This is a genomic window from Arthrobacter sp. JB02-1C, from assembly GCF_057748045.1.
This window is the reverse complement of record NZ_CM173235.1, coordinates 2649896-2673669: the sequence shown is the minus strand read 5'-3', so window position 1 is coordinate 2673669 and position 23774 is coordinate 2649896. Positions and strand designations below refer to the sequence as shown.

The 23774-nt window shown below is 68.8% G+C and carries 24 protein-coding genes; 10 read left to right on the top strand and 14 right to left on the bottom strand.

All coding sequences use genetic code 11. From position 1 onward, the window contains the following. Nucleotides 1–70 precede the first annotated feature (70 nt). A complete protein-coding gene (locus AC3ANP_RS12575) occupies nt 71–964 on the top strand; it encodes a TIGR01777 family oxidoreductase (protein WP_488330502.1) in 894 nt (297 codons plus the stop codon). Here AC3ANP_RS12575 and AC3ANP_RS12570 read toward each other — a convergent pair. After that, on the bottom strand, nt 961–2637 hold the full coding sequence (locus tag AC3ANP_RS12570) for a serine/threonine-protein kinase (protein ID WP_488330501.1): 1677 nt from the start codon (nt 2635–2637) through the stop codon (nt 961–963). The two genes, AC3ANP_RS12575 and AC3ANP_RS12570, sit on opposite strands and share 4 nt — an antisense overlap. A 106-nt stretch (nt 2638–2743) precedes the next feature. Between AC3ANP_RS12570 and lipB the strand changes: the two genes are divergently transcribed. From lipB to AC3ANP_RS12550, 4 genes are all read left to right on the top strand, one after another. Next, nucleotides 2744–3412: a lipoyl(octanoyl) transferase LipB gene (gene lipB, locus AC3ANP_RS12565; protein ID WP_488330500.1), complete on the top strand. Its 669-nt coding sequence runs from the start codon at nt 2744–2746 to the stop codon at nt 3410–3412. Next, a complete protein-coding gene (gene lipA, locus AC3ANP_RS12560) occupies nt 3409–4416 on the top strand; it encodes a lipoyl synthase (protein WP_488330499.1) in 1008 nt (335 codons plus the stop codon). The genes lipB and lipA overlap by 4 nt, the downstream gene beginning before the upstream one ends. An 89-nt stretch (nt 4417–4505) precedes the next feature. Continuing rightward, nucleotides 4506–5282: a DUF4191 domain-containing protein gene (locus AC3ANP_RS12555; RefSeq protein WP_488330498.1), complete on the top strand. Its 777-nt coding sequence runs from the start codon at nt 4506–4508 to the stop codon at nt 5280–5282. 174 nt (nt 5283–5456) lie between these two features. Beyond that, the gene (locus tag AC3ANP_RS12550; protein WP_488330497.1) at nt 5457–5819 is read left to right on the top strand and encodes a DUF3817 domain-containing protein; all 363 of its coding nucleotides are present in this window, start codon (nt 5457–5459) and stop codon (nt 5817–5819) included. Between the two features lie 73 nt (nt 5820–5892). Here the strand turns inward: AC3ANP_RS12550 and AC3ANP_RS12545 are convergent, their stop codons facing one another. Continuing rightward, nucleotides 5893–6330, bottom strand: coding sequence for an RDD family protein (locus tag AC3ANP_RS12545; RefSeq protein WP_488330496.1), 438 nt, complete (start codon nt 6328–6330; stop codon nt 5893–5895). Between the two features lie 363 nt (nt 6331–6693). On the opposite strand from AC3ANP_RS12545, the gene glnA (AC3ANP_RS12540) reads away from it, so the two are divergent. After that, nucleotides 6694–8118 carry a type I glutamate--ammonia ligase gene (gene glnA, locus AC3ANP_RS12540; RefSeq protein ID WP_488330495.1) on the top strand — a complete coding sequence of 475 codons (1425 nt, stop codon included), beginning with the start codon at nt 6694–6696 and terminating at the stop codon, nt 8116–8118. Between the two features lie 68 nt (nt 8119–8186). On the opposite strand, the gene AC3ANP_RS12535 is transcribed toward glnA (AC3ANP_RS12540), so the two are convergent. From AC3ANP_RS12535 to glnA (AC3ANP_RS12505), 7 genes are all read right to left on the bottom strand, one after another. After that, the gene (locus AC3ANP_RS12535; protein WP_488330494.1) at nt 8187–8387 is read right to left on the bottom strand and encodes an AsnC family protein; all 201 of its coding nucleotides are present in this window, start codon (nt 8385–8387) and stop codon (nt 8187–8189) included. Between the two features lie 69 nt (nt 8388–8456). Next, nucleotides 8457–9095 carry an MBL fold metallo-hydrolase gene (locus tag AC3ANP_RS12530; protein WP_488330493.1) on the bottom strand — a complete coding sequence of 213 codons (639 nt, stop codon included), beginning with the start codon at nt 9093–9095 and terminating at the stop codon, nt 8457–8459. 68 nt (nt 9096–9163) lie between these two features. After that, nucleotides 9164–9679: a GNAT family N-acetyltransferase gene (locus AC3ANP_RS12525; protein ID WP_488330492.1), complete on the bottom strand. Its 516-nt coding sequence runs from the start codon at nt 9677–9679 to the stop codon at nt 9164–9166. 13 nt (nt 9680–9692) lie between these two features. Continuing rightward, nucleotides 9693–10442: an amino acid ABC transporter ATP-binding protein gene (locus tag AC3ANP_RS12520; protein ID WP_488330491.1), complete on the bottom strand. Its 750-nt coding sequence runs from the start codon at nt 10440–10442 to the stop codon at nt 9693–9695. Beyond that, entirely contained in the window at nt 10439–11872 is a 1434-nt protein-coding gene (locus AC3ANP_RS12515) for an amino acid ABC transporter substrate-binding protein/permease (RefSeq protein WP_488333049.1), read from the bottom strand. The genes AC3ANP_RS12520 and AC3ANP_RS12515 overlap by 4 nt, the downstream gene beginning before the upstream one ends. Nucleotides 11873–12059: 187 nt before the next feature. Further along, nucleotides 12060–15068: a bifunctional [glutamine synthetase] adenylyltransferase/[glutamine synthetase]-adenylyl-L-tyrosine phosphorylase gene (locus tag AC3ANP_RS12510; RefSeq protein ID WP_488330490.1), complete on the bottom strand. Its 3009-nt coding sequence runs from the start codon at nt 15066–15068 to the stop codon at nt 12060–12062. Between the two features lie 10 nt (nt 15069–15078). Then, nucleotides 15079–16419 (bottom strand): type I glutamate--ammonia ligase, encoded by a 1341-nt coding sequence (gene glnA / locus AC3ANP_RS12505; RefSeq protein ID WP_441403205.1) that lies wholly within the window; start codon nt 16417–16419, stop codon nt 15079–15081. 271 nt (nt 16420–16690) lie between these two features. Here glnA (AC3ANP_RS12505) and panB point away from each other — a divergent pair, with 271 nt between their 5' ends. Then, complete coding sequence (panB, locus tag AC3ANP_RS12500) at nt 16691–17587, top strand: 3-methyl-2-oxobutanoate hydroxymethyltransferase (protein WP_488330489.1); 897 nt, start codon at nt 16691–16693, stop codon at nt 17585–17587. A 22-nt stretch (nt 17588–17609) separates the two neighbouring features. Here the strand turns inward: panB and AC3ANP_RS12495 are convergent, their stop codons facing one another. Together AC3ANP_RS12495 and AC3ANP_RS12490 are read right to left on the bottom strand one after the other, a co-directional pair. Next, complete coding sequence (locus tag AC3ANP_RS12495; RefSeq protein ID WP_488330488.1) at nt 17610–18182, bottom strand: YceI family protein; 573 nt, start codon at nt 18180–18182, stop codon at nt 17610–17612. A gap of 105 nt (nt 18183–18287) precedes the next feature. Then, complete coding sequence (locus AC3ANP_RS12490; protein WP_488330487.1) at nt 18288–18452, bottom strand: SPOR domain-containing protein; 165 nt, start codon at nt 18450–18452, stop codon at nt 18288–18290. A gap of 95 nt (nt 18453–18547) precedes the next feature. On the opposite strand from AC3ANP_RS12490, the gene map reads away from it, so the two are divergent. Together map and ppgK are read left to right on the top strand one after the other, a co-directional pair. Next, nucleotides 18548–19426: a type I methionyl aminopeptidase gene (map, locus tag AC3ANP_RS12485; RefSeq protein WP_488330486.1), complete on the top strand. Its 879-nt coding sequence runs from the start codon at nt 18548–18550 to the stop codon at nt 19424–19426. Between the two features lie 56 nt (nt 19427–19482). Continuing rightward, nucleotides 19483–20286, top strand: a complete 804-nt coding sequence (gene ppgK, locus AC3ANP_RS12480) for a polyphosphate--glucose phosphotransferase (RefSeq protein WP_488330485.1) — start codon at nt 19483–19485, stop codon at nt 20284–20286. Between the two features lie 62 nt (nt 20287–20348). Here the strand turns inward: ppgK and nrdR are convergent, their stop codons facing one another. From nrdR to AC3ANP_RS12465, 3 genes are all read right to left on the bottom strand, one after another. Next, the gene (gene nrdR, locus AC3ANP_RS12475) at nt 20349–20840 is read right to left on the bottom strand and encodes a transcriptional regulator NrdR (RefSeq protein WP_488330484.1); all 492 of its coding nucleotides are present in this window, start codon (nt 20838–20840) and stop codon (nt 20349–20351) included. A 170-nt stretch (nt 20841–21010) separates the two neighbouring features. Continuing rightward, a complete protein-coding gene (gene hisD / locus AC3ANP_RS12470; protein ID WP_488330483.1) occupies nt 21011–22399 on the bottom strand; it encodes a histidinol dehydrogenase in 1389 nt (462 codons plus the stop codon). A gap of 55 nt (nt 22400–22454) precedes the next feature. Next, nucleotides 22455–23021, bottom strand: coding sequence for a hypothetical protein (locus AC3ANP_RS12465; RefSeq protein WP_488330482.1), 567 nt, complete (start codon nt 23019–23021; stop codon nt 22455–22457). Nucleotides 23022–23175: 154 nt separating this feature from the next. Between AC3ANP_RS12465 and AC3ANP_RS12460 the strand changes: the two genes are divergently transcribed. Continuing rightward, entirely contained in the window at nt 23176–23685 is a 510-nt protein-coding gene (locus tag AC3ANP_RS12460; protein ID WP_488330481.1) for a flavin reductase family protein, read from the top strand. The last annotated feature ends 89 nt before the right edge of the window (nt 23686–23774 follow it).

The window sequence follows — 23774 nt, the reverse complement described above, 5'->3', positions numbered from 1 at the left end:
TTCGATCATAGTCAAAGGCGTTGCTGCGCCGGGAGGTTTCCCTGCCGCGCCGGGCATGGTGAGATGGATCATGCGAATCCTTGTTGCCGGCGCCTCCGGGCTGATCGGAACCGCCCTGTGCAGGACTCTGCGCGGCAAGGGCCACGACGTCGCGACCCTTGTCCGCCGGCCGGCGGCCACGCCCGCAGAGTTCGAGTGGGACCCCGCGGCGGGCCGGATCGACGGGGCGGCCCTCAAGGGCGTCGACGCCGTCGTCAACCTTTCGGGGGCAGGGATCGGGGACCGGCCCTGGACCCGGAGCCGGATCGATGAGCTCAGCGCTTCCCGGCTGGGTCCCACCCGGACCCTGACCGCGGCAATGGGCCGGGCGGATGCCCCGCCGCCGGTCTTCCTGAGCCAGTCCGCGTCCGGTTATTACGGCAACGCGGGGCCGGCGGTCCTGCGGGAGGACGCCCCGGCGGGGACCGGCGTCCTGGCCCGGATCTGCCTGGACTGGGAGGCCGCCGCGCATGAGGCGCCGGCCGGGATCCGGGTGGTCACCCCGCGGACGGGCGTCGTGCTGAGCCGCAGCGGAGGCGCCCTCGGCCGGCTGCTCACGCTGCTGCGCCTGGGCATCGGCGGCCCGTTCGGGAACGGCCGCCAGTACTGGCCCTGGGTCACGCTTCCTGACGTGTGCGGGGCATTCGACTTCCTGCTCACGGCGCCGCTGTCCGGCCCGGTCAACGTCTGCGCCCCCGAAGCCGCGGACGTCAACACGCTGATCGCACGGCTGGCTTCGGCGCTGCACCGGCCGGCTGTGCTGCGGGTGCCCGCCCCGGTCCTGCGCCTGGCGCTGGGCCAACTCGCCAACGAACTGCTGCTGGCGAGCCAGCGGATGGAACCCGCGGCCCTTGCCGGCGCCGGGTTCCGGTGGCAGCACCCGTCGTTGTCCGACGCTGCCCCCTGGGTGGTTCACCGCCGCTAGCCTCCGGCGTCGGCAAGGATTTCCTGGATCCGCCACCGGCCCTCCACCGGCACCAGCACCAACCGCAGGCGCTGCTCGTCGGTGGCTGCGGCCTCGCCCACCACCACGCCGGCGGCATCCAGTTCGCGGTAGGCCGGCGAGGCTGCACGGAGCGCCACCACGGCCCGGGCAGCTGTGCTTTCCGCCCGGCGTTCGACCAGCGAGAGCCGGGTTTCGAATCCGTCCAGTACGTGCCCGGACTCCGCCAGCCGGGATCCCAGTTCGGCATCGGCAGCCGCAGCCGGGGACGCCGGCGCGCTGACCTGGTCCAGCAGCGCGAGGTTGCCCGTGCTCAGCGCGTAGGAGCGCAGGCCTGCGAGGCCCCGGACGGCGTCCTCCGGCTGCGCCGAGGCGAGCAGTTCCCGCAAGGCGTCCGGCACGGGTGGCGCAGCCGCCGTGGCGGACGCCCCACCCGCGGCGGACGCGCTGCTCGAGAGCGGGCCGGGCTCCGGCGGCCGGCCGCTCAGCAGCAACCACGCGGCGGTCGCGCCGGCAGCCGTGACCAGTACCGCCACCAACAGCGCCGCAGCGGCCTTCCGTTGACCAGACCGGCGGACCGGTCCGGAAGCATGCCGCGCCGCACGTCCCTGCGCAGTCGCGGACGGCCGCGCCCGCAGCCCAGCCGCCGGCAGGGACTTCCGCCCGAGGCGGCTCCGCAGCAGACGCACCGTCGCCATTCGGCGGTCCCGGGGTGTCGCGGGAGCGGCGCGGCGGGTCACCAACTGCGGGAGCACGGTAGGGTGCACGGCGGCAGAGAGATCCACCGGCGCGGCCGGAGCACTGCGAAAGACGGCGGCGGCGAATTCCGCGGCGGACGGCCGCTGCCGCCGGTCGCTGCGCAGCCCCGCCTCCAGCGCATCGACGAGGCCGGCGGGAACATCCGGGACCAGCAGCGACAGTGGCGGGCGCTCGGTTTCCGGTTCCGGCGCCCGGCCCGTGAGGCAGAACCAGCCCACCGCGGCGACAGCGTACACGTCACCTTCGGGCCGCAGCCCGGCCCTGACAGCGCCCAGAGCGGAGTCGTCGCTGAAGCCATCAGTGCCGGCAGGGGCGGTGTCACCGGGGTCTGCCAGCATCCGGCCCAGGCCCAGGTCTGTGAGCAGCGGCTTGCCCCGGTCGCTGAACAGCACGTTGCCCGGCGACACGTCGCCATGGGTGAAACCGTTTCCATGCAGGAACGCGAGTACCTGCGCGATCGGTGTCAGGACTGTGACCGCCTCGCCCGCCGCCAGGCGGCCGCGGGCCGCGACCAGCTCCGCCAGCGATCCACCCGCGGCGTAGTCCAGTACCAGCGCCGCACCGTCGCCGTATCCGTCGCCGCTGACCGGCACGACCGCGTGGGCCTTGACCAGGTGTTGATGCTCCAGTGCAGCCAGGAGGCGCAGTTCCCGACGCACGGCCTCCACCGTGTCCTCCGGCTGCCACCGGCCACCGGTGACCGGGCCACCGCTGACGTCCCGGGGGGCGCCGGGCACGGCGAAACACTTGAGCGCGACCTCACGTCCGGTCCCCCGGTCTGTCCCCAGCCAGACGGCAGCGCTGCCGCCCCGCCCCAGCAGCCGCCCGACGTCGTAGCCCGGCACCTCCGGAACCGGCAGCACGTCCGGGGCAGCTTCCCTCTCGCCGTGGTCCATAGCCAATCTTTACCCGGTTTGCGTCCCAGCCGCAGAAGTTATCCACAGGGTGAGAGCTTCGCCACAGAATCTGTGCGCGGCACGGCCGGGGACTAAGCTGAATGCCATGACTCTCCAGTTCTCCCAGCTGGGTCTCGCTCCCGACTTCGTCGATTACCTCCGCGGCTGGGACATCCAGCGCGAAATTCACGAGAAGGTCGTCGCCGGGACCGCGCCCAGCACTGTTCTACTGCTCGAACACCTGCCGGTTTATACCGCCGGCAAACGCACCGAGGACCACGAACGCCCCTTCGACGGGACGCCGGTGGTACCGGTGGACCGCGGCGGCAAACTGACGTGGCACGGCCCGGGACAGCTGGTGGGGTATCCCATCATCAAGCTGAAAAACCCGGCCGGGATCCGGGATTACGTCGAACGCCTCGAAGCCGTCATCATCGCCGTCCTCGCCGACTACGGCATCGACGCCGTCCGGATCGAGGGCCGCGCGGGCGTCTGGCTGGAGCAGGACGCCAAGGGTCCCGCCCGCAAGATCGCAGCCATTGGCATCCGGGTCCACGACGGCGTGACCATGCACGGCTTCTCCATCAACTGCAACAATGATCTGGCCCCCTACGGCCAGATCATCGCCTGCGGCATCACCGACGCCGGCGCCACCACGATCGCCCTGGAGACCGGGCGGGACGTCTCCCCGGCCGACCTCGTGTCCCGGATCACCGAAGAACTGCGCAACAATGAAGATGCCCTAGTTGCCACCTATGAAGGAGCCCTACTGTGACACTGGCACCAGAAGGCCGGAAGATGCTGCGCATCGAGCAGCGAAACGCGGCCACCCCGGTGGAACGGAAACCCGACTGGATCAAGGCCAAGGTCCAGATGGGCCCTGAGTTCGTTCAGCTCAAGAACCTGGTCAAGAAGGAAGGCCTGCACACGGTCTGTGAAGAGGCCGGCTGCCCCAACATCTTCGAATGCTGGGAAGACAAGGAAGCCACCTTCCTGATCGGCGGCTCCGAGTGCACCCGCCGCTGCGACTTCTGCCAGATCGATACCGGCAAGCCCTCCCCGGTGGACATGTTCGAACCCACCAAGGTCGCCCGCTCGGTCCAGGCCATGGCCCTGCGCTACGCCACGGTCACCGGCGTGGCCCGCGACGACCTCGCCGACGAAGGCGTCTGGCTCTACGCCGAAACGGTCCGCAAGATCCACGAACTGAACCCCGGCACCGGCGTCGAACTGCTGATCCCCGATTTTTCCGGCAAACCCGAACACATCGCGGCCATCTGCGACTCCAAGCCTGAGGTCTTCGCGCACAACGTCGAGACGGTGCCCCGGATCTTCAAGCGCATCCGCCCCGCCTTCCGCTACGAACGGTCCCTGGACGTCATCACCCAGGGCCGCAAGCTCGGCATGGTGACCAAATCCAACCTGATCCTCGGCATGGGCGAAACCCGCGAGGAAATCTCCGAGGCCCTCCGCGACCTGCACGACGCCGGCTGCGACCTGATCACCATCACCCAGTACCTGCGCCCCTCCGAACGCCACCTCCCGGTGGACCGCTGGGTCAAGCCGCAGGAATTCGTGGACCTGCAGCAGGAAGCCGACGAGATCGGATTCCTCGGCGTCATGTCCGGCCCGCTGGTCCGGTCCTCCTACCGCGCCGGCCGGCTCTGGGCCACGGCGATGCGCAAGAAGGGCTGGGAGATCCCCGCCCAGCTCGCCCACATCGAGTCCTCCGGAAGCACCCGGCAGGAAGCCAGCTCGCTGCTCGCCGCACACTCCTAAGACACCCGTCCCACCCCTGCCGCCAGGGCCGGCGCCGGAGCAATCCGGTGTCCGGCCCTGAGCCGTGCATCACGTAGAATTAAGGCACTATGGCGAATTCCCCTGACTCCAGCACGTCCAAGTCTTCAGCCCACGGTTCTTCGGCCGTTGAGCCGAAGCGTGGCCTCTTCTCCCGCAAGCCCAAGGCGGCCAAGGTCAAGAAGCCGAGCCGGCTGAAGCAGATCGGCGAAGTCTTCCAGATGACCCGCCGCCACGATCCGATGGTGCCGTGGCTGATGCTGCTGGCGTTCCTCGGCGTCGTCGCGGTCAGCTTCCTGGTGGGCTTCCTGCTGGAGAACTGGATCACCGGCCTGATCATCGGCATCCCGCTGGGCATCCTGGCCGCCACCCTGATCCTGTCCCGCCGGGCCGAGCGTGCGGCCTTCGCCCAGATCGAAAACCAGCCAGGCGCCTCTGGCGCGGCGCTCGGCACCCTGCGCCGCGGCTGGATCACCGAAGACCAGCCGGTCGCCGTCAATCCGCGCACCCAGGACGCCGTCTTCCGCGCCGTCGGCCGTCCCGGCGTTGTGCTGGTCAGCGAAGGCCCCAGCCACCGGGTCAAGCCCCTGCTCGACGGCGAACGCAAGCGGCTGGCACGGATCCTGCCCAACGTCACCATCCACGTGATTGAAAGCGGCCGCGGCGAAGGCCAGGTGCCGCTCAGCCAGGTTGCCAAGAAGATGGGCAAAATGAAGAACGAGCTGACCAAGCTGGAGGTCAACACGGTGTCCAAGCGGATCTCTTCGCTCGGAAACCGGCTCCCCATCCCCAAGGGCATCGACCCCTACAAGGCGCGTCCGGACCGCAAAGCCGCCCGCGGCCGCTAGGCCTGCTTGCTCAGGACCAGTTTTCCAGGAGCGCCCCGTTGACCGGCTTCATGCCGGGATCCGGGGCGCTTTCTCATTACCCCGTATGACTCCCGCCGAACCACGCAGGCGACTTTAACCGAACGACGGCGGCGCCACCTGGCCCGACCACGACCGAACCCGGAGAAGACCCCCATGAAACTATCCTCGAAGACCGCCGCCATCAGGATCTTCCGGATCCTCGCCGTCGCCGAAGCCTTTAGCTGGGCGGCGCTGCTGGTGGGGATGTTCTTCAAGTGGGTCCTTCAGACCACCGAACTCGGCGTGGAGATCGCCGGGCCGGTCCACGGCGCGTTCTTCATCGGCTACGCGGTTGCGGCCCTGGTCCTGTGGCGGCAGCAGCGCTGGCCCTTCCTGGTGGCACTGTTTGCCGGGCTTTCCGCGGTTGTCCCGTTCGCCACCGTCGGTTTCGAACGCTGGGCCGGCCGGCGCGGGCACCTGGCGGTCCGGGTGGCGGCGGACGCGTCACCGGCGGCCCGGGAATCAGCCGGAGTCTAAGCGGGCAACTCGCTGCCCCGGTGGATCAGCGGCTGTATCTGGCACATCGCTGGCCGCCGTCGGCCGGGACCAGCTACATCCGGACCAGGACCGTGTTCATGGCCTTGTCATGCAGGCCGCGGTGGTCCGGATCGAAGATGACCGCGGGCACCACCAAACACAGCAGGACGCTGCGGACCAGGCCTGCGAGTGGTCCCGCAGCCGCGCCGCCGAGCCGCACCACATGGATCCCCATCAGCCGGTGTCCGATGCTGTAGCCGAGGGTTCCGACAAGGAGGGCCTGTTCGATGGCGAAGACGGCCAGGGTGGCCCAGGAGTCCCCGGCAAAGGCGAAATTGCTGATCAGCAGTGCGAGTCCCCAGTCGATGCAGATCGCGACGATGCGGCGCCCGGCGCGGGCCATCGACGTCGGGCCGGATTCGGGCAGGCCCAAGCGTTCCCCGGGGTACCGGGAGATGCCGGACGTGTCCGGTCCGCTGAGCCAGGAGCCTATGTCTTTGCGATCAACCACCCCTTAAGCCTAGCCGCTCCCGCAGCGTGTCCCGCTCGGCCGCCGGCCTCCCGGGCGGCCTCCGCGACGGCCTCCCCGCCACCCTCCGCCAGCATGCCCCGCCGTCCACATGGCGGACCTTTGGCGATCGGTCCGCGGACGCGGATAGGCCACAGTGTGGACAGCGGCTAGCTTTAACATGCCAGCGCATTCTGTAACGTGCCCGAAACAAAGCGGACACCGCGGGGAAATGCCGTGTCCCTAGGGTGGTAACAGTTGCCAGCGGCGAGCCGGGCGGGGAAACCGATGCGTGTCCCCGCCGTTGCACTGCGCTGGACCATAAGGCTTGACGGCCAGATTTTTTCATATGCGTTAGGAGCATAGATGTTCAAGACTGCGGACGAAGTCCTCAAGTTCATCAAGGACGAAGACATCAAATTCGTCGATATCCGCTTCACCGATCTCCCGGGCGTCCAGCAGCACTTCAACGTGCCCGCCAAGAGCGTGGATGCGGACTTCTTCGTCCACGGCCAGCTCTTCGACGGCTCGTCCATCCGCGGCTTCCAGGGCATCGCCGAGTCGGACATGCAGCTCATCCCGGACGTCACCACCGCATTCGTGGACGCCTTCCGCATTGAGAAGACGCTGGCGCTGAACTTCTCCATCGTGAACCCGCGCACCGGAGACCCGTACCACCGCGACCCGCGCGGCGTGGCCGAGAAGGCGGAGGCCTACCTGGCCTCCACCGGCATCGCGGACACCGCGTTCTTCGCCCCCGAGGCCGAATTCTTCGTCTTCGACAACGTCCAGTACCAGTCCTCCCCGGAGGGCAGCTTCTACAAGATCGACTCCGAAGAAGCCCACTGGAACAGCGGCCGCGAGGAAGAAGGCGGAAACCTCGGCTACAAGACCCCGGTCAAGGGCGGCTACTTCCCCGTCTCCCCCACCGACAAGCAGGCCGACCTGCGCGACGCCATGTGCATCGCCCTGGACGACGTCGGCCTTGAGGTTGAGCGCAGCCACCACGAGGTCGGTTCCGCCGGGCAGGCGGAGATCAACTACAAGTTCACCACGCTCACGCACGCCGCGGATGACCTGCAGAAGTTCAAGTACGTCATCAAGAACACCGCCGATGCCTGGGGCAAGTCGGTCACCTTCATGCCGAAGCCGGTCTTTGGTGACAACGGCTCGGGCATGCACTGCCACCAGTCGCTGTGGAACGGCGGCGAGCCGCTGTTCTACGACGAGAAGGGCTACGCCGGCCTCTCGGACACCGCGCGCTGGTACATCGGCGGGCTGCTGAAGCACTCCTCCGCTGTTTTGGCCTTCACCAACCCGACGGTGAACTCCTACCGCCGGCTGGTCAAGGGCTTCGAGGCTCCGGTCAACATGGTCTACTCGCAGGGCAACCGCTCCGCCGGCATCCGCATCCCGATCACGGGTTCAAACCCGAAGGCCAAGCGCATCGAGTTCCGCGCTCCGGACGCCTCCTCCAACCCGTACCTTGCCTTTGCCGCCCAGCTGATGGCCGGGATCGACGGCATCCGCAACCGGATTGAACCGCCTGCTCCGATCGACAAGGACCTGTACGAGCTTCCCGCCGAGGAGGCCAAGGACATCCCCAAGGCCCCGGGCACCCTGGAGGAAGCCCTGGAAGCCCTCGCCGAGGACAACGAGTTCCTGCAGGCCGGCGGCGTCTTTACCCAGGACCTGATCGATACCTGGATCGAGTACAAGTACGAGTACGAAATCCGCCCGCTCTCGCTGCGTCCGAACCCGTACGAGTTCGAGCTCTACTACGGCGTCTAGCCAGCGGATAACAGGGCCGGCCCCGGGTTTCACCACCCGTGGCCGGCCTTCGTCGGCTTCCGGGAGAGTCAGCGCTTTCCGTACTTCTTGTGCACCGCCTGCTTGCTGACACCGAGGCACACCGCGATGGCTTCCCAGGACAGGCCCGCCTGGCGCGCCCGCAGCACCGCCTCAGTTTCCGTGCGTGCCAGTTCCTTGTGCAGTTCCGCCACGGCGTAGAGCGCCTCCGCGGGCCCCTTGCCGTCCAGCGAACCGACCAATGTCTCCATTCCCCACCTCCTGGCGTCAACCAGGAGTTGACACCGGCGCGAGCCGTCAACCGTGGTTGACGGCCTGGTTCAGGGCCGGCCAGCGGTGAGCGTCCGCAGGGCCGCAACCGGCTCGGGGATTTCCGGCCCGTGCGAGAAGAGCATTCGTTCCGGGGCGAGGCCGGCCAGCCGCCGCAGCGATTCCTCCGCGGTGCCGGCGTCGGCGGTGAACGGGGCCGGGGCGCGCTGCAGCGAACCGCCCAACGTTCCCACCGCGTCTCCGACGAAGAGCGCCCCGCGCTCGTGCAGCAGACTGATGTGCCCCGGGGTGTGTCCGGGGGTCGCGAGCACCGCCAGGTTCCGGACCCGGTCCCCCTCGATGAGCGGCTGCACCGCCGCGGCGGAGTGGATGGCCGGACAGTCCGCCGCGCCGGCCCGCACCACAGCCCCGGGGCTCCGGGCCATGACGTCCGCCAGGCCGCCCACGTGGTCGGGGTGCGCATGCGTCAGGACGACGTCGGTGATGTCGTCCCAGCCGGCCCCGGCCCGGTCAAGGGCCGCACCGATCCCGTCCACGCTGCCCGGCAACCCGGTATCGACCAACACGAGCCCGTCCCGATGGGCAACGAGGAAGCAACGCACGTCCGTTGTCGCCGCTTCCGGCCCCGCCAGCCCGGGCGGCAACTCCAGTTCCTGGACGACCGCTTCAATCTGGATCCCGGATTCCATCGGGCAGCCTCCTCACCGCGTCAGGCCACTATGGCCGCCACCGGCGGCAGCGTCAAGACGCTTCGGCCTCAGAAGCTCCGGTACATGGTCCGCTGCGGGCCAGCGTCGCCGCCCAGGTACTGCCCGCGGTCCTCGAAGCCGGCCCGCCGGTACGCCGCCTGGCCCGCGGGATTGGCCTCGTTGACGGACAGGACAACGCCGCGCTGGCCGCCGCCGCCTGCGGCGGTCAGCCGGGCGGCTTCCCGCACCGCCGCCAGGGCGCCGGCAGTACCGAAGCCCCGGCCCTGCTGCCGCCGGTCCACCAGGAAGCCGCGCAGCAGCCAGGCGGAGTCGTCGTCGGGCCATCCGGCGGCGCCGGCGGCACCGGATTGCAGCGTCGCAACGCCGACCGCGGCCCCGCCGGAGTCCAGCACGTAGGGGTAGCGGGAGTCCTCTTCGAGCCCCACCAGCATCATCCGCAGCGGGTCGCCGACGAACATCCGCTGGCCCGGGCCGAGCTCCAGTCCACCGACCTCGCCGAGCTTGACGGCACGGGCATCGTCGTCGAGCTCCTTGAGCGCGATCAGCCAGACGTGCCGTGTCATGCCTGCACCCTGCTTAGAGCACCTTGGAGAGGAACTCGCGGGTCCGCACCTGCTGCGGGTTGCCGAACAGCTCCTCCGGAGCACCCTGCTCGCAGATGACGCCGTCGGCCATGAAAAGCACCCGGTCGGCGACCTCGCGGGCAAAGCCCATCTCGTGGGTGACCAGCACCATGGTCATGCCCTCGCGCGCCAGGTCCTTGATCACCTGCAGCACTTCGCCCACCATTTCCGGGTCCAGCGCAGACGTGGCCTCGTCGAAGAGCATGATGTCCGGGTTCATCGCCAGCGCACGGGCAATGGCCACGCGCTGCTTCTGGCCGCCGGAGAGCGACGCCGGGCGGGCGTCGGCCTTCTCGGCGAGTCCGACGCGGTCCAGCAGCTTCAGCGCATTCGCGCGGGCATCGGCCTTGCCCTGTTTCCCGGATTCAACCGGCGCGAGCATGATGTTCTCGATCACGGACATGTGCGGGAACAGGTTGAAGTGCTGGAAGACCATGCCGATGTGCCGGCGGACCTCGTTGATGTCCACCTTCGGGTCGGTCACGTCGAAACCGTCCACCACCACGTGGCCGCCGGTGATGTCCTCCAGCTTGTTCAGGCAGCGCAGGAAGGTGGACTTGCCGGACCCGGAGGGCCCGATCACACACACCACCTCCCCCTCGGCGACCTCGGCGCTGATGCCCTTGAGGACGTTGTTGGTGCCGAAGGATTTCCGCAGCTCGCGGACTGAGATCTTGCTCGGTGCAGTCACTGCCGTGCTCATTTGTTGAACCTCTTATCCGCAACGTTGGCCAGCTTGGTCAGCAGCATGATGACGACGAAGTACAGGACCGCGACGATCAGCAGGGTCTCGGTGATCCGGAAGTTGCCGGCGTAGATCTGCTGCCCCTGGTAGAGCAGTTCGGCGAAGCCGATGGCAAGCAGCAGCGAGCTGTCCTTGAGCATGATGATCAGCTGGTTGATCAGGGACGGTGTCATGATTTTGAACGCCTGCGGAACCACGACCTTTTGCATGGACTTCGCGTAGCCGAGGCCCAGGCTGCGGCTGGCCTCGAGCTGGCCGGGATCCACGGACTGGATGGAACCGCGGACAATCTCGGTGATGTAGGCGCCCGAGTTCAGGCTGAGCGTCAGCACGCCCGCCACCCAGATGTTGATCGGCTGGCCGGTCAGCTGCGGGATGCCGAAGTAGAAGAAAAAGGCCCAGACCAGCAGCGGGGTGCCGCGGAAGACGGCAACGAAGCTGGTCGCGATGCCGCGCAGGACGATGTTCGTGGAGATCTTCATGAAACCCATCAGCAGGCCGATCAGCATCGCAACGGCGAAGGAGATCGCGGTGACCAGGACGGTGTTGCCCAGGCCCTTCATCAGCGCGGGGAAGCTGTTGGCCAGCAGGTCCCAGAAGCTCGACGGCGTGGCCTGGGTGGGGTCCTTGAGGTACTTGTCGAGGATCTGCTGGTACTGGCCGTTGGACTTCAGCTCCGCCAGGCCCGTGTTGAACGCCTGCAGCAGTTCGGGGTTCTTGCCCTTGTTCACGGCGAATCCGTAGGAGCCGCCCTTTTCCTTCTCGGTGACGGACTTGAGGCCGTTGTTCTGGCTGATCCCGTAGGCCAGCACCGGGTAGTCGTCGAAGACGGCGACGGCGTTGCCGGACTTCACGAGCTCATACATGGTGGCGGACTGGTCCAGCGACTTGAGCGTGAACCCGTACTTGGCCTCGATCGACTTGGCGAACGTTTCGCCTTCGCTGCCGGTCTTGGCGGTGACCGTCTTGCCTTTGAGGTCCTCGTAGCCCTTGATGTCCGAGTTGCCCTTGGCCACGGCCATTTGGACACCGGACTCGAAGTAGGGGTCGGAGAAGTCGTAGATCTGCTTGCGGGGCTCGGTGATGGACATCCCGGCGATCACCCCGTCCACCTGGTTGGAGGACAGCGCCTGCAGGGCCGCGTTGAAGCCGAGGGACTTGATCTCGACGGCGAACCCCTGCTTCTTCGCGATCTCGCGGATGAGGTCCATGTCGATGCCGGTCAGCTCACCGCCGGCGTCCCGGAACTCGAACGGGGCGAAGGTGGTGTCCGTGCCGATGACGAACGTCTTTCCGGCCAGGGCCGTCGGAGCGGCGGCGTTCGGGGCGGCAACGGCCGCGGGCGCCGGAGGAGGCGCGGCGGCGGCGCCCACGGCACCGAGGAGCATGGCGGCAAAAGCCAGCAACGCTCCGATGAGCGTGGCCCTCCGCGGCCTGGCGGCCCCGGTCTGCTGGAGTCTGGGCAAGTTTAAACAACCCCTAGGTAAGTTGGCAGCCGGTCCTTGGGACCGGCAAAGTACCCCTAGAGATTACCCGCATTTGAGCCCTGGCACCTGCGCGGGCCTCCCCTGGCGCCTACTGACCGTAGAAGACGCGGTCGAAAACGGCGCGCGCCCGGCGGCTGAGCCGGAGGTAATCCTCCTCGAGCGCGGCGGCGTTCCCGTGCCCGTAGCCGCACCAGCGGGCCACGGCTTCGAGGTCCCGCCGGGAGGACGGCAGCAGGTCGGAGGGCCGCCCGGTCCAGATCACGTTGGCCGAGCGGATCCGGCTCGCCAGCCGCCAGGCACGCAGCAGCAGCACCACCTCGCCGGCTTCCAGCAGCTCCAGTCCGGCGGCCGCTTCGAGGGCCTGCACCGTGGAGGTGGTCCGCAGCTCCGGGTGCCGGCCCGCGTGGCGTAACTGCAGCAGCTGCGCGAGCCACTCGACGTCGCTCAATCCGCCGCGGCCCAGCTTCAGGTGCCGAGCCGGGTCCGCGCCGCGGGGCAGCCGCTCGGCTTCCACCCGGGCCTTGATCCGTCTGACTTCCCGCAGGTCGTGATCGGAGAGTGAGTCCGGGTAGCGGATCGGGTCGATCAAGGCCATGAAGTCGGCGGCGAGCTGGTCGTCTCCGGCCATGGGCCGGGCCCGGAGCAGCGCCTGGGCTTCCCAGACCAGGGACCAGCGGCGGTAGTACTCGGCGTAGGATTCCAGCGACCGCACCATCGGCCCGTTCTTGCCTTCGGGGCGCAGATCCGCATCGACCGCCAGCACCCGCTCGGCGAGGATCGCCGGCCTCAGCGGCTGCGTCAGCAGGCTGGAAAGCTTGCCGACGATCCGTCCCGCCTGCTGCTGTGCTTCCTCCGGCGGAACGCCGGGCAGCGCGCGGTGGACATAGATGACGTCGGCGTCGGATCCGTAGCCGATCTCCCGTCCGCCCTGGCGCCCCATCGCCACCACCAGCACGTGGGTCTTGAGCGGCTCCCGGGCCGTGACCACCGTTTCGGCCACCCGGAGCGCGCCCAGCATGGCGGCCCGGTCGGCGTCGGCCAGCGCGGTCCCGACCTGGTCCTGGTCGAGCAGCCCGGCACTGTCGGCGATCGCGATCCGCAGGATCTCCCGCCGCCGGATCAGCCGGATCAGCCGCATGGCGTTCTCCGGATCCGCGTGCCGGGACATCTTGGACGTAATCTCCTGCCACTGTGCCTCGTAGCTGAGCGGCACGAGGTCCTTGTCCGAGCCGAGCCAGGCCACCGATTCGGGGGAAACCTCCAGCAGGTCGGCGATGAGCCGCGAATTGGAGAGCACGTGGCAGAGCCGTTCGGCCGCCGCGGTGGAGTCCCGCAGGAGGCCGAGGTACCAGTGCGTGGTGCCCAGGGCTTCGCTGACCCGGCGGAAGGCGAGCAGGCCGCCGTCGGGGTCCACGCCGTCGGCGAGCCAGCCGAGCAGGATCGGCAGCAGCTGCCGCTGCAGTGCCGCGCGGCGGCTGACCCCGCCGGTCAGGGCTTCGATGTGCCGCATGGCGCCGGGCGGGTCGAGGTATCCGAGGGCGGCGAGCCGGCCCTCTGCGGCTTCGGGCGTGAGCCGGGCGTCCTCACTGCTGAGCGCGGCCGCGGTGTTCAGCAGTGGCCGGTAGAAGATCCGTTCGTGCAGCTCCCGGACGGACCGTTTGGTCTTCCGCCAGGCCGCGAGCAGGGCGTCCGGGTGCGGGCGTTCCATCGAGAACGGACCGAGCACGGCCTTCGCGAGGGATCGCAGGGACGCTTCCTTGACCGGCATGAGGTGGGTGCGGCGCAGCTGGAAAAGCTGGATGCGGTGCTCGAGCAGGCGGAGGTAGCGGTAGTCGCGGTCGAATTCCCGGGCGTCGGCGCGTCCGATGTAGCCGCCGGCGGAGAGCGCCGCGATGGCCGAGGTGGTGTCCCGGCAACGCAGCGTCTCATCCGACTTGCCGTGCACCAGCTGGAGCAGCTGCACGGTGAATTCCACGTCGCGCAGGCCCCCGCGGCCCAGTTTGATCTGCCGCTGCTCCTCCTCTGCCGGGATATGCTCGGTGACCCGGCGGCGCATCGAGCGGACCGACTCGACGAATCCGTCCCGGCCCGCGGAGGACCAGATCAGCGGCGCAACCGCAGCCTCGTAGCGGGCACCGAGGTCCGTGTCGCCGGCGATGGCGCGGGCCTTCAACAGTGCCTGGAATTCCCAGCTCTCGGCCCAGCGCGCGTAGTAGCTTTCGTGCGAGGCCAGGGTGCGGACCAGCGGCCCGGATTTTCCCTCCGGGCGCAGATTGGCGTCGACCTCCCAGAGACCCGGCTCCCGGCACGTCGACATGACGGCACGCGAAATCCCGGCCGCCAGCGCGGTGCCGATGCTGTTGGCCCGGGAGTCCTCCATGGTGCCTGCGTCGATGACGTAGATGACGTCGACGTCGGAGATGTAGTTCAGTTCCCGCGCCCCGCATTTGCCCATGCCGATCACGGCCAGCCCGACGCCGGCAACGTCAGCGGCACCGAATTGTGCCGCCGCTTCGGCCCGGGACACGGCCAGGCCCGCCTCGATCGCGGCACCCGCCAGGTCCGCCAGCTCGGCCCCGACGGCGGGCATGAAGTCCAGCGGGTCGGCGGCGCAGAGATCCTTGATCGCCAGCTCCACCAGGCCGCGCCGGTATGCGGTGCGCAGCGCCACGTACGCGTCCTGGCCGGACAGGCCGGCGACCGGGCGGGCGGCTTTGGGATCGGCGTGGACGGCCCGGAGCAGCCGGCCGCGCAGCTCGCCGGCGTCGGCGGGCAGCGGTTCGGGGCTCACCGGGGCGTCGAAGGCCGTCAGGTGTTCGGGGTGCCGGAGCAGGAACTCGCCGAGCGCTTCGGAGGCACCCAGCACCCGGTAGAGCGGCTCGCTGCGGTCCGGGTCCGCCGCCAGCGCGCGCAGGTCCGGATGCTTCTCGATCAGCCTTACCAGTGACTGCAGGGCCGTGTCCGGGCTGGCCGCCAGCTGCAGGCCGGCAAACAGTGCGTCCTGGTCCAGGTCCGCCAGTTCGGGGGCGGCCAGGAACCGCTCGCTCTTGTCCAGGTCATTGAAACCGGCGGCGATCAGGCGCCGCGCCAGGCTCACCGGGGCCGCCTTAGAGGATGGCCAGGTTGCGACGCAGCTCGTAGGGCGTCACCTGCAGGCGGTAGTCCTGCCATTCGGCGCGCTTGTTGCGCAGGAAATGCTCGAAGACCTGCTCGCCAAGGATCTGCGGCATGAGCTCGGACTCCTCCATGGTCCGGATCGCGTCGTGCAGGCTGGCCGGCAGCGGATCGTGGCCCATCGCCCGCCGTTCGGCCGAGCTCAGCGACCAGATGTCGTCCTCGGCCGCGGCCGGCAGCTGGTAGCCCTCCTCGATGCCCTTCAGCCCGGCTCCGAGCAGGACCGCGTACGCGAGGTAGGGGTTGGCGGCGGAGTCGATGCCGCGGTATTCGATCCGCGCCGACTGGCCCTTGCCGGGCTTGTACAGCGGCACCCGGACCAGGGCCGAGCGGTTGTTGTGCCCCCAGCTCAGGTAGCTGGGCGCCTCTCCCCCGCCCCAGAGCCGCTTGTACGAGTTCACGAACTGGTTGGTCACGGCGGTGAATTCGGGGGCGTGCTTGAGGATCCCGGCGATGAACTGCCGGGCCGTTTCGGAGAGCTGGAACTCCGCGCCGGCCTCATAGAAGGCGTTGGTGTCCCCCTCGAACAAGGAAAAGTGGGTGTGCATGCCGGAGCCCGGGTGCGCCGTGAACGGCTTGGGCATGAACGTCGCGTACGTTCCCTGCTGCAGCGCGACCTCTTTGATCACGGTGCGGAAGGTCATGATGTTGTCCGCGGTCTGCAGGGCGTCGGCGTAGCGCAGGTCGATCTCGTTCTGGCCCGGGCCGGCCTCGTGGTGGCTGAACTCCACCGAGATGCCCACGGATTCCAGCATGGTCACGGCCGTGCGGCGGAAGTCCTGCGCCACCCCGCCCGGCACGTGGTCGAAGTAGCCGCCCTCGTCCACCGGAACGGGCGCACCGTCCGGGCCGGGCTCCTGGGACTTGAGCAGGTAGAACTCGATCTCCGGGTGCGTGTAGCAGGTGAAGCCGAGGTCCGCGGCCCGGGCCAGGTTGCGTTTGAGGACGTTGCGCGGGTCCGCGGCGGAAGGTTCGCCGTCGGGGGTCAGGATGTCGCAGAACATCCGGGACGTCGCTTCCGTCTCGCCGCGCCAGGGCAGGATCTGGAAGGTGGCCGGGTCCGGCTGCGCCAGCATGTCGGATTCGAAAACGCGGGCCAGCCCTTCAATGGCGGAGCCGTCGAAGCCCAGGCCCTCTTCGAAAGCGCCCTCGACTTCCGCCGGTGCCAGGGCCACGGACTTGAGGGACCCCACGACGTCGGTGAACCAGAGGCGCACGAAGCGCACGTCGCGCTCTTCGATCGTCCGCAGGACAAACTCTTGCTGGCGGTCCATGGTGCTGCCTCTTTCCGGGTGGGATCCGTGCCCCGGACCTGGCCCGGCTCCGCGCCGGGGCCGTCACGCGGCTGCTCACGAATCACTCTACTAAGCATTCCCGGCGATTGCTGGACGGGCGTCCCGGCACCGCGGCTGCGGCTCCCCGGCATCCCGTGGCTGCCGGGCGGTGCGCCGCCAGCCAGCCCCGCCGCCCCGCTTTGTGACGGGTTTTCAGCGCCATGCGCCGCCGTGGTGGCTGGGACGCCGGATCTGCCAGTACGCTCGTGGCATGGCCCCCAGTGATAGCCCAGAATCCCGCATGTCCGCAGAGCTCGCCGCACCCTACGGTGCCGGCCCGTCCCCGGCCGTGCCGGCAGCGGCCGCCAAGCCCGCGGCCCGGATCCGCACGCACCACCTGCGCGAGGCGAAGCGCAACGGCGAACACTTCGCCATGCTCACGGCCTATGACCAGTACAGTGCCGAGATCTTCGACCAGGCCGGCATCGAGGTGCTGCTGATCGGTGACTCGGCGTCCAATAACGTCTTCGGCAACGAAACCAGCCTGCCCGTCACCGTCGATGAGCTGATTCCGTTGTGCCGGGCCGTCGCCCGCTCCGCGCGGCGCGCCCTGGTAGTGGCCGACCTGCCCTTCGGCAGCTACGAGGTTTCGGCCGAGCAGGCGGTCGCCACCGGCGTGCGCTTCCTCAAGGAGGGTCTCGCCCACGCGGTGAAGATGGAAGGCGGCCGGTTCTACGCCGACACCGTCCGGGCGATGGTGCAGGCCGGTATCCCGGTCATGGCCCACATCGGCTTCACCCCGCAGAGCGAGCACTCCCTCGGCGGCTACCGCGTCCAGGGCCGCGGTGACGACGCGCAGGGGCTTATCGACGACGCCGTGGCGCTGACCGAAGCCGGGGCGTTTTGCGTGCTGATGGAAATGGTTCCGGCGGCAGCGGCTGCCGCCGTGGACGCCGCCGTCGAGGTCCCCACGATCGGGATCGGCGCCGGCAACGGCACGACCGGGCAGGTGCTGGTCTGGCAGGACATGGCCGGGCTGCGCGGCGGGAAGATGGCGAAGTTCGTCAAACAGTACGCGGACCTGCGGACCATCCTGACCGACGCCGCGAAAGCCTATCGCGAGGACGTGCGCACCGGCCAGTTCCCCGGCCCGGAGCATTCCTACTAGGACAGGGCACGGGCGCGCGTGCTCAGCCGGCGGCGGGAGCGGCGCCGTCGTCCTTGATCGCGGAGACCTCGAATTCCAGCGTTATCTTGTCCGAAACCAGCACACCGCCGGAATCTAGGGCTGTGTTCCACTTGAGCCCGAAATCCTGGCGGTCGATGCGGCGGGAGCCCTCGAAGCCCGCCCGCAGGTTGCCCATCGGGTCCCGTTCGACGCCGATGAAGTCGATCGGTATCGAGATTTCCTTGGTTACGCCCCGGATGGTCACCTCGCCGCTGACGATGAAGTGCCCCTGGTCGACCTGGTCCACCCGGGTGCTGGCAAACGTGATCTCGGGGAACTGCGGGGCGTCGAAGAAGTCGTTGGTGCGCAGGTGCTGGTCGCGGTCGGCATTGCGGGTGTCGATGCTGGCCACCTTGACCCGAAGTTCGACTTTCGTGCGTTCCGGGTTGTCCGGGTCCACGGTGATGGTGCCCTCGAAGTCGTTGAAGGCGCCGCGGACCTTGGTGACCATGGCGTGCCGGGTGGAGAAGCCGATCCGGGTGTGGGCCGGGTCGAACCGCCACAGTCCTGCATACTCCGGGGTGAGCTCGGCCATCTTGTGCCTCCTAGCGCTGCCGGTGGGCCCGGTCAGGAATGTTTGTAGGATCATTCTCGCCGACGGGAGACCCCTTGGACAGGGCCCTGGCGTTGCGGTCGCTGCTCAGTCGTCCTCGCCCTTGTCCCAGGCCTCGTTGCGGGCCCTGACCTTGTCGAGGGCGTGTTCAGCTTCCTCCCGGGTCTTGTAGGGGCCGATCAGCTGGCTCCAGTCCGACATCGCGTCTTCCTCGATCTCGTGGGTGTTGACGTTGTACCAGTACTCGGTCATTGGCGCTCCTTCCGCTCGTGCCGCTGCGGCGTCCGCCCGCCGGGCCGGCTGCCCTGTTTTCCCGGTGGCTGCCCGGGGGCTTATAGAATCAATGTATGCCTTCTCCCACCTCGACTGCACCCATCGGCACCTTGATCCAGGGATCGGTGAGCCCGCAGCTTGCCGTCCCGGCGTCCATTCCGCGTCCGGAGTACGTCGGCCGGCCGGCCCCTGCGAAGTTCACCGGGTCGGAGATCAAGTCCGCGGAGACCATCGAGAAGATCCGCACGGCGTCCCGGATCGCCGCCCAGGCGATCGTCGAGGTGGGCAAACACATCGTGCCCGGCGTGACCACGGACCAGCTGGACAAGGTGGGGCACGAGTTCCTGCTCGACCACAAGGCCTACCCGTCCACTCTGGGCTACCGCGGTTTTCCCAAGTCCCTGTGCTCCTCGCTCAATGAAGTGATCTGCCACGGCATCCCGGACAGCACCGTGGTCCGGGACGGCGACATCCTGAACATCGACATCACGGCCTATATCGGCGGCGTGCACGGTGACACCAACTTCACCTTCCTGGTGGGCGACGTCGACGAGGAATCGCGGCTGTTGGTGGAACGCACCGCGGAGTCGCTGCGCCGGGCGGTCCGGGCGGTGGCGCCGGGCCGCGAAATCAACGTGATCGGCCGGACCATCGAGTCCTACGCCAAGCGCTTCGGCTACGGCGTGGTCCGCGACTTCACCGGGCACGGCGTCGGCGAGGCCTTCCATACCGGCCTGATCATCCCGCACTACGACGCGGCCCCCGCCTATAACACTGTGATCGAGCCCGGCATGGTCTTCACGATCGAACCGATGCTGACCCTGGGCACCGTCGACTGGGACATGTGGGACGACGACTGGACGGTCGTGACGCGGGACCGCAAGCGGACCGCGCAGTTTGAGCACACCCTGCTGGTGACGGACACCGGCGCCGAAGTCCTGACGCTCCCCTGATCCCGCTTTTACCGCCCGAAGCGCCCCCCGGCGCCCCTGCCACGAACGGAACTCCCTTGGCCAAGAAGGACGAGAAGTCGAAGAAGAACGCCCCGCTGATCGGTGTCGACATTGGAGGCACCGGCATCAAAGGCGGGATCGTTGACCTGAAGAAGGGCAAACTGACCGGTGACCGGCTCCGCGTCCCCACCCCGCAGCCGTCCACACCCGAGGCGGTTGCCGACGTCGTGGCCGAGGTGGTTGCCGAGCTGTCCAAGCGTCCCGACGCCCCGGCTGCGGATTCGCCGGTGGGGGTGACGTTCCCGGGGATCATCCAGCACGGTGTCGTCCATTCAACCGCGAACGTCGACCACTCCTGGCTGAACCTGGACATCGATGCGCTGCTCACCGCGCGGCTGGGCCGCCCCGTGGAGGTCATCAACGACGCCGACGCTGCCGGCCTGGCCGAGGCGCGCTACGGCGCCGGGAAGGGCGTCCACGGCACGGTCCTGGTGATCACGCTCGGCACCGGCATCGGCTCGGCCTTCATCTTCAACGGCAAGCTGGTGCCCAACGCCGAACTCGGCCACCTGGAAATCGACGGCTTCGACGCGGAAAGCAAGGCTTCCGCTGTCGCCCGCGAGCGGGATGGCCTGAGCTGGTCCGAGTACAGCGTGCTGCTGCAGCGCTACTTCTCCCACGTCGAGTTCCTGTTCTCCCCCGAGCTGTTCATCGTGGGCGGCGGCATCTCCAAGCGGGCCGACGAGTTCCTGCCGCACATGTCGCTACGCACGCCGATCGTTCCGGCGGAACTGAAGAACGACGCCGGCATCGTCGGCGCGGCGATCGAGGTGGCGCTCACTCACAAACTGGCCAAGTAGCCAGTGGAGCCGGTGGTGGCCGCGGCTTCCCCTCCGTTGCCACCACCGGAACTTGGCTGGCCCTAGAGTGGGCTCTTTTGCGGGCTCTTGCCTTCGAGGCCCTTGGATTCGGCTTCGTGCCGGAGCAGCGCGATGGCAGACTCGAAATCTTCCAGCGATTCGAAGGCCTGGTAGACGCTCGCGAAGCGCAGGTAGGCCACCTGGTCCAGGCGCTGCAGCGGCTCCAGGATGGCGAGGCCGACTTCGTGGGCTTCGATTTCGGCGGCGCCCGAAGCCCGGATCGCCTCTTCGACTTCCTGCGCCAGCATGGCGAGATCGTCTTCGGTGACGGGGCGGCCCTGGCAGGCCTTGCGGACACCGTTGATGACCTTGCTGCGGCTGAACGGCTCGCCGACGCCGGAGCGTTTAATCACGGTCAGGCTTGTCGTTTCCACCGTGGTGAAGCGGCGGCCGCAGCCGGGGCACTGGCGGCGGCGGCGGATGGCCGAGCCGTCGTCGGCGATGCGGCTGTCCACGACGCGCGAATCGGGATTACGGCAGAACGGGCAATACACGTCGGTTCCTCCCCTGCCGCAAACCTGGATGCTCCTTCGAGCCGCAGCACCGGGGTGGTCCTGCCGAATTCAGTTTACGGCCAGATGTAGGTGAATAACAAGCCTGTAATTACTACATGTAGTGGTTGCCGCCCGTTTCCGGCGGGCCGGCGGATGGCCCGGGGCCGGCGCTACTCCGGGAACCGGGCGGTGACGGCCTCGCCGTGCGCCGGCAGGTCTTCTGCTCCGGAGAGGCTGACAATGTGCCCGCTGACCTCCGCCAGTGCCGGCTTGCTGTAATTGACCAGCTGGATGGCCCGCAGGAAGGTGGTCACGTTCAGGCCGGAGGAGAACGCGGCCGTTCCGCTGGTCGGCAGCACGTGGTTGGAACCGGCGCAGTAGTCGCCCAGGCTGACCGGGCTGTAGTCCCCGACAAAAATGGCCCCGGCGTTGCGGATCCGGGCGGCCACGGCGGGCGCGTCGACGGTCATGATTTCCAGGTGTTCGGCGGCGTAGGCATCGCAGGCGGCAATGCCCTGCTCCAGATCATCGACCAGGACGACGCCGGACTGCGGACCGGACAGGGCCTCCCGGACCCGGGCGCCGTGTTTGGTCGCAGCGGCGCGGACCTCGAGTTCTCCGCGCACCGCCTGCGCGAGCTCCTCGGAATCGGTGATCAGCACCGAGGCGGCCTTCGGGTCGTGTTCGGCCTGGCTGACCAGGTCGGCGGCAACCAGGTCCGGCCGCGCGGTGGCGTCGGCCAGGATCGCGATCTCGGTGGTGCCGGCCTCCGAGTCGATCCCCACTGCCCCCTTGACCAGCCGTTTGGCGGTGGCCACGAAAATGTTGCCCGGACCGGTGACGACGTCGACCGGGTCGATGCCGGCGGTCCCGGCGCCACCGGGGATACCGTAGGCGAACGCAGCGATGGCCTGCGCCCCGCCGATCGCGTAGACCTCCTCGATGCCGAGCAGGCGGGCTGCCGCCAGGATCGTGGGGTGCGGCAGGCCGCCGAAATCCTTTTGCGGCGGCGAGGCCAGGGCGATGGACTCCACTCCGGCGGCCAGCGCCGGGACGACGTTCATGATGACGGAGGACGGATAGACCGCCAGCCCGCCGGGGACGTAGAGGCCCACGCGGGCCACCGGAACCCAGTGCTGGCTGACCACCGCTCCGGCCCCCAGTTCGAGGTCGGTGTCGGCGGGACGCTGCGCGTCGGCGAAGCGCCTGGCCCGGCGGATCGACTCCTCCAGTGCTGCCCGGACGGCGGGGTCCAGCCTGGCCAGGGCGTCGCTGAGAGCCTCCGCGGGAACCCGCGGGTGGGTCTGTTCGACGCCGTCGAAGGCAAGCGCCAGTTCGCTCAGGGCCTCGAAGCCGCGGTCCCGGACCGCGGCGATGATGTCCTGGACCTTTTGTTCGGCGTCCGCCACGGTGCCGTGCTGGGCCCGCGGAACGGCTGCCCGTAGGCCGGCGAGGGACAACCGCTGCCCGCGCACATCCACGGTGCGGAAGGTCAGGGTCTCGGCCGGCGCCGTCGGCGCGGGAGTGGAGGTTGCGGGGCTGTCAGCTGTCGGAGTCACCTGTCCATTTTACGCACCGGCGGCCCGCGGCGGGACGCCGGGGCGGCCGCGGGCGTTACGCTCCCGGTTCGTCCTGTTCGCCGGGGTCCGAACGGTGCAGCACCGTGGCGCAGAAGACCGCCAGGGCGGTGGCCGCAGGCCAGATCAGGAGCATCGCATAGGACCGCAGGGAGAAGGCAACGCTGGCGCTGCGCGACGTGTCCGCGGCAGGGCTCCACCAGCTGCCGGCCAGCACACCGGTCCCCCAGGCCAGGAGCGCACCGGCGGCGCCGGCCGCGACGGCCAGGACCAGCATTGCGGTGCCGAGCCGCGCAGGCCGGTTGCCGGCCGTGAAGACGCCGGAGAGGCACCCGGCCAGCAGGAACAGTCCGGCCAGGACCAGATCCCGGGGCAGCCAGGTCTCGGGGTTGCTGCCGGCGGCCAGGGACGGGTCGCGCGTGATCAGGTTAAGTCCGGTGGGTGCCAGCAGCCACCACAGCAGCCCCACCGGTATCCCGGCGGCGGCGATCAGTGCAGGGCCCCGCCAGGCGCCGGCGTGCCGGGGCAGTCCAGGGGTGTCCCGCAGGGCGCGGCGGCCGCCGTCGTGGTGTCCAACGGGTGCGGGTGCCGCAGGTGGTGTCATGCCATAAACCTTAACAAAGGAACGGGGGTGTCCGGACATTACGCCCGTGGCCGTCACGTGACGCCACGAAGGCCGGGTGGGGTGCCCCGGATTCCGCGCGCGGGCCCCGGCCGGAATACGCTGGCAAGAGTACAGTCGCAAGGAGAGCAGGGAGATGAACCACGTGGCCGCAGCCGAAGATTCATTCGAGGGGACGTTCCGGGAGATGTTCCGCCGGCACGCGGCCGGCGTCGCGATCATCACCGCGAACTATGAGGGCCTCCCCTACGGCTTTACGGCCACGTCCGTGGCGTCCCTCTCGGCGAAGCCGCCGCGCTTCACCTTCAACATGGCCCGGACCTCCAGCTCATGGCCCGCGGTGGCCAACTCGAGCTATATCGGTGTGCATATGCTTGGCCTCGGAAACCAGGAGCTTGCGGACCGCTTCGCGCGCACCCGGAACCGGTTCGAGGGCGACCACTGGGCGCTTGGCCCGCACGGGGTACCGGTCCTGAAGGATGTTTCCGGCTGGTTGATCGGCAAAATCCAGATGCGGCTCTCCTTCGAGAACAATGCCGTGGTGGTCGTCGAGGTGGTCGACGGCGCCATCGGCGGCGAGGGCCTGCCCCTGCTGTACCACGGCGGCAGTTACAGCCAGCCGGCGCCGCTGGACTACGAAATCTAGCCACGGGCCGGCCGTTTCGACGGTTCCGTGCCCGGTTAGATGTTCGGCAGCGTCGGGTGGGCCCGGAACCGTCGAAACGGCGCGGCAAA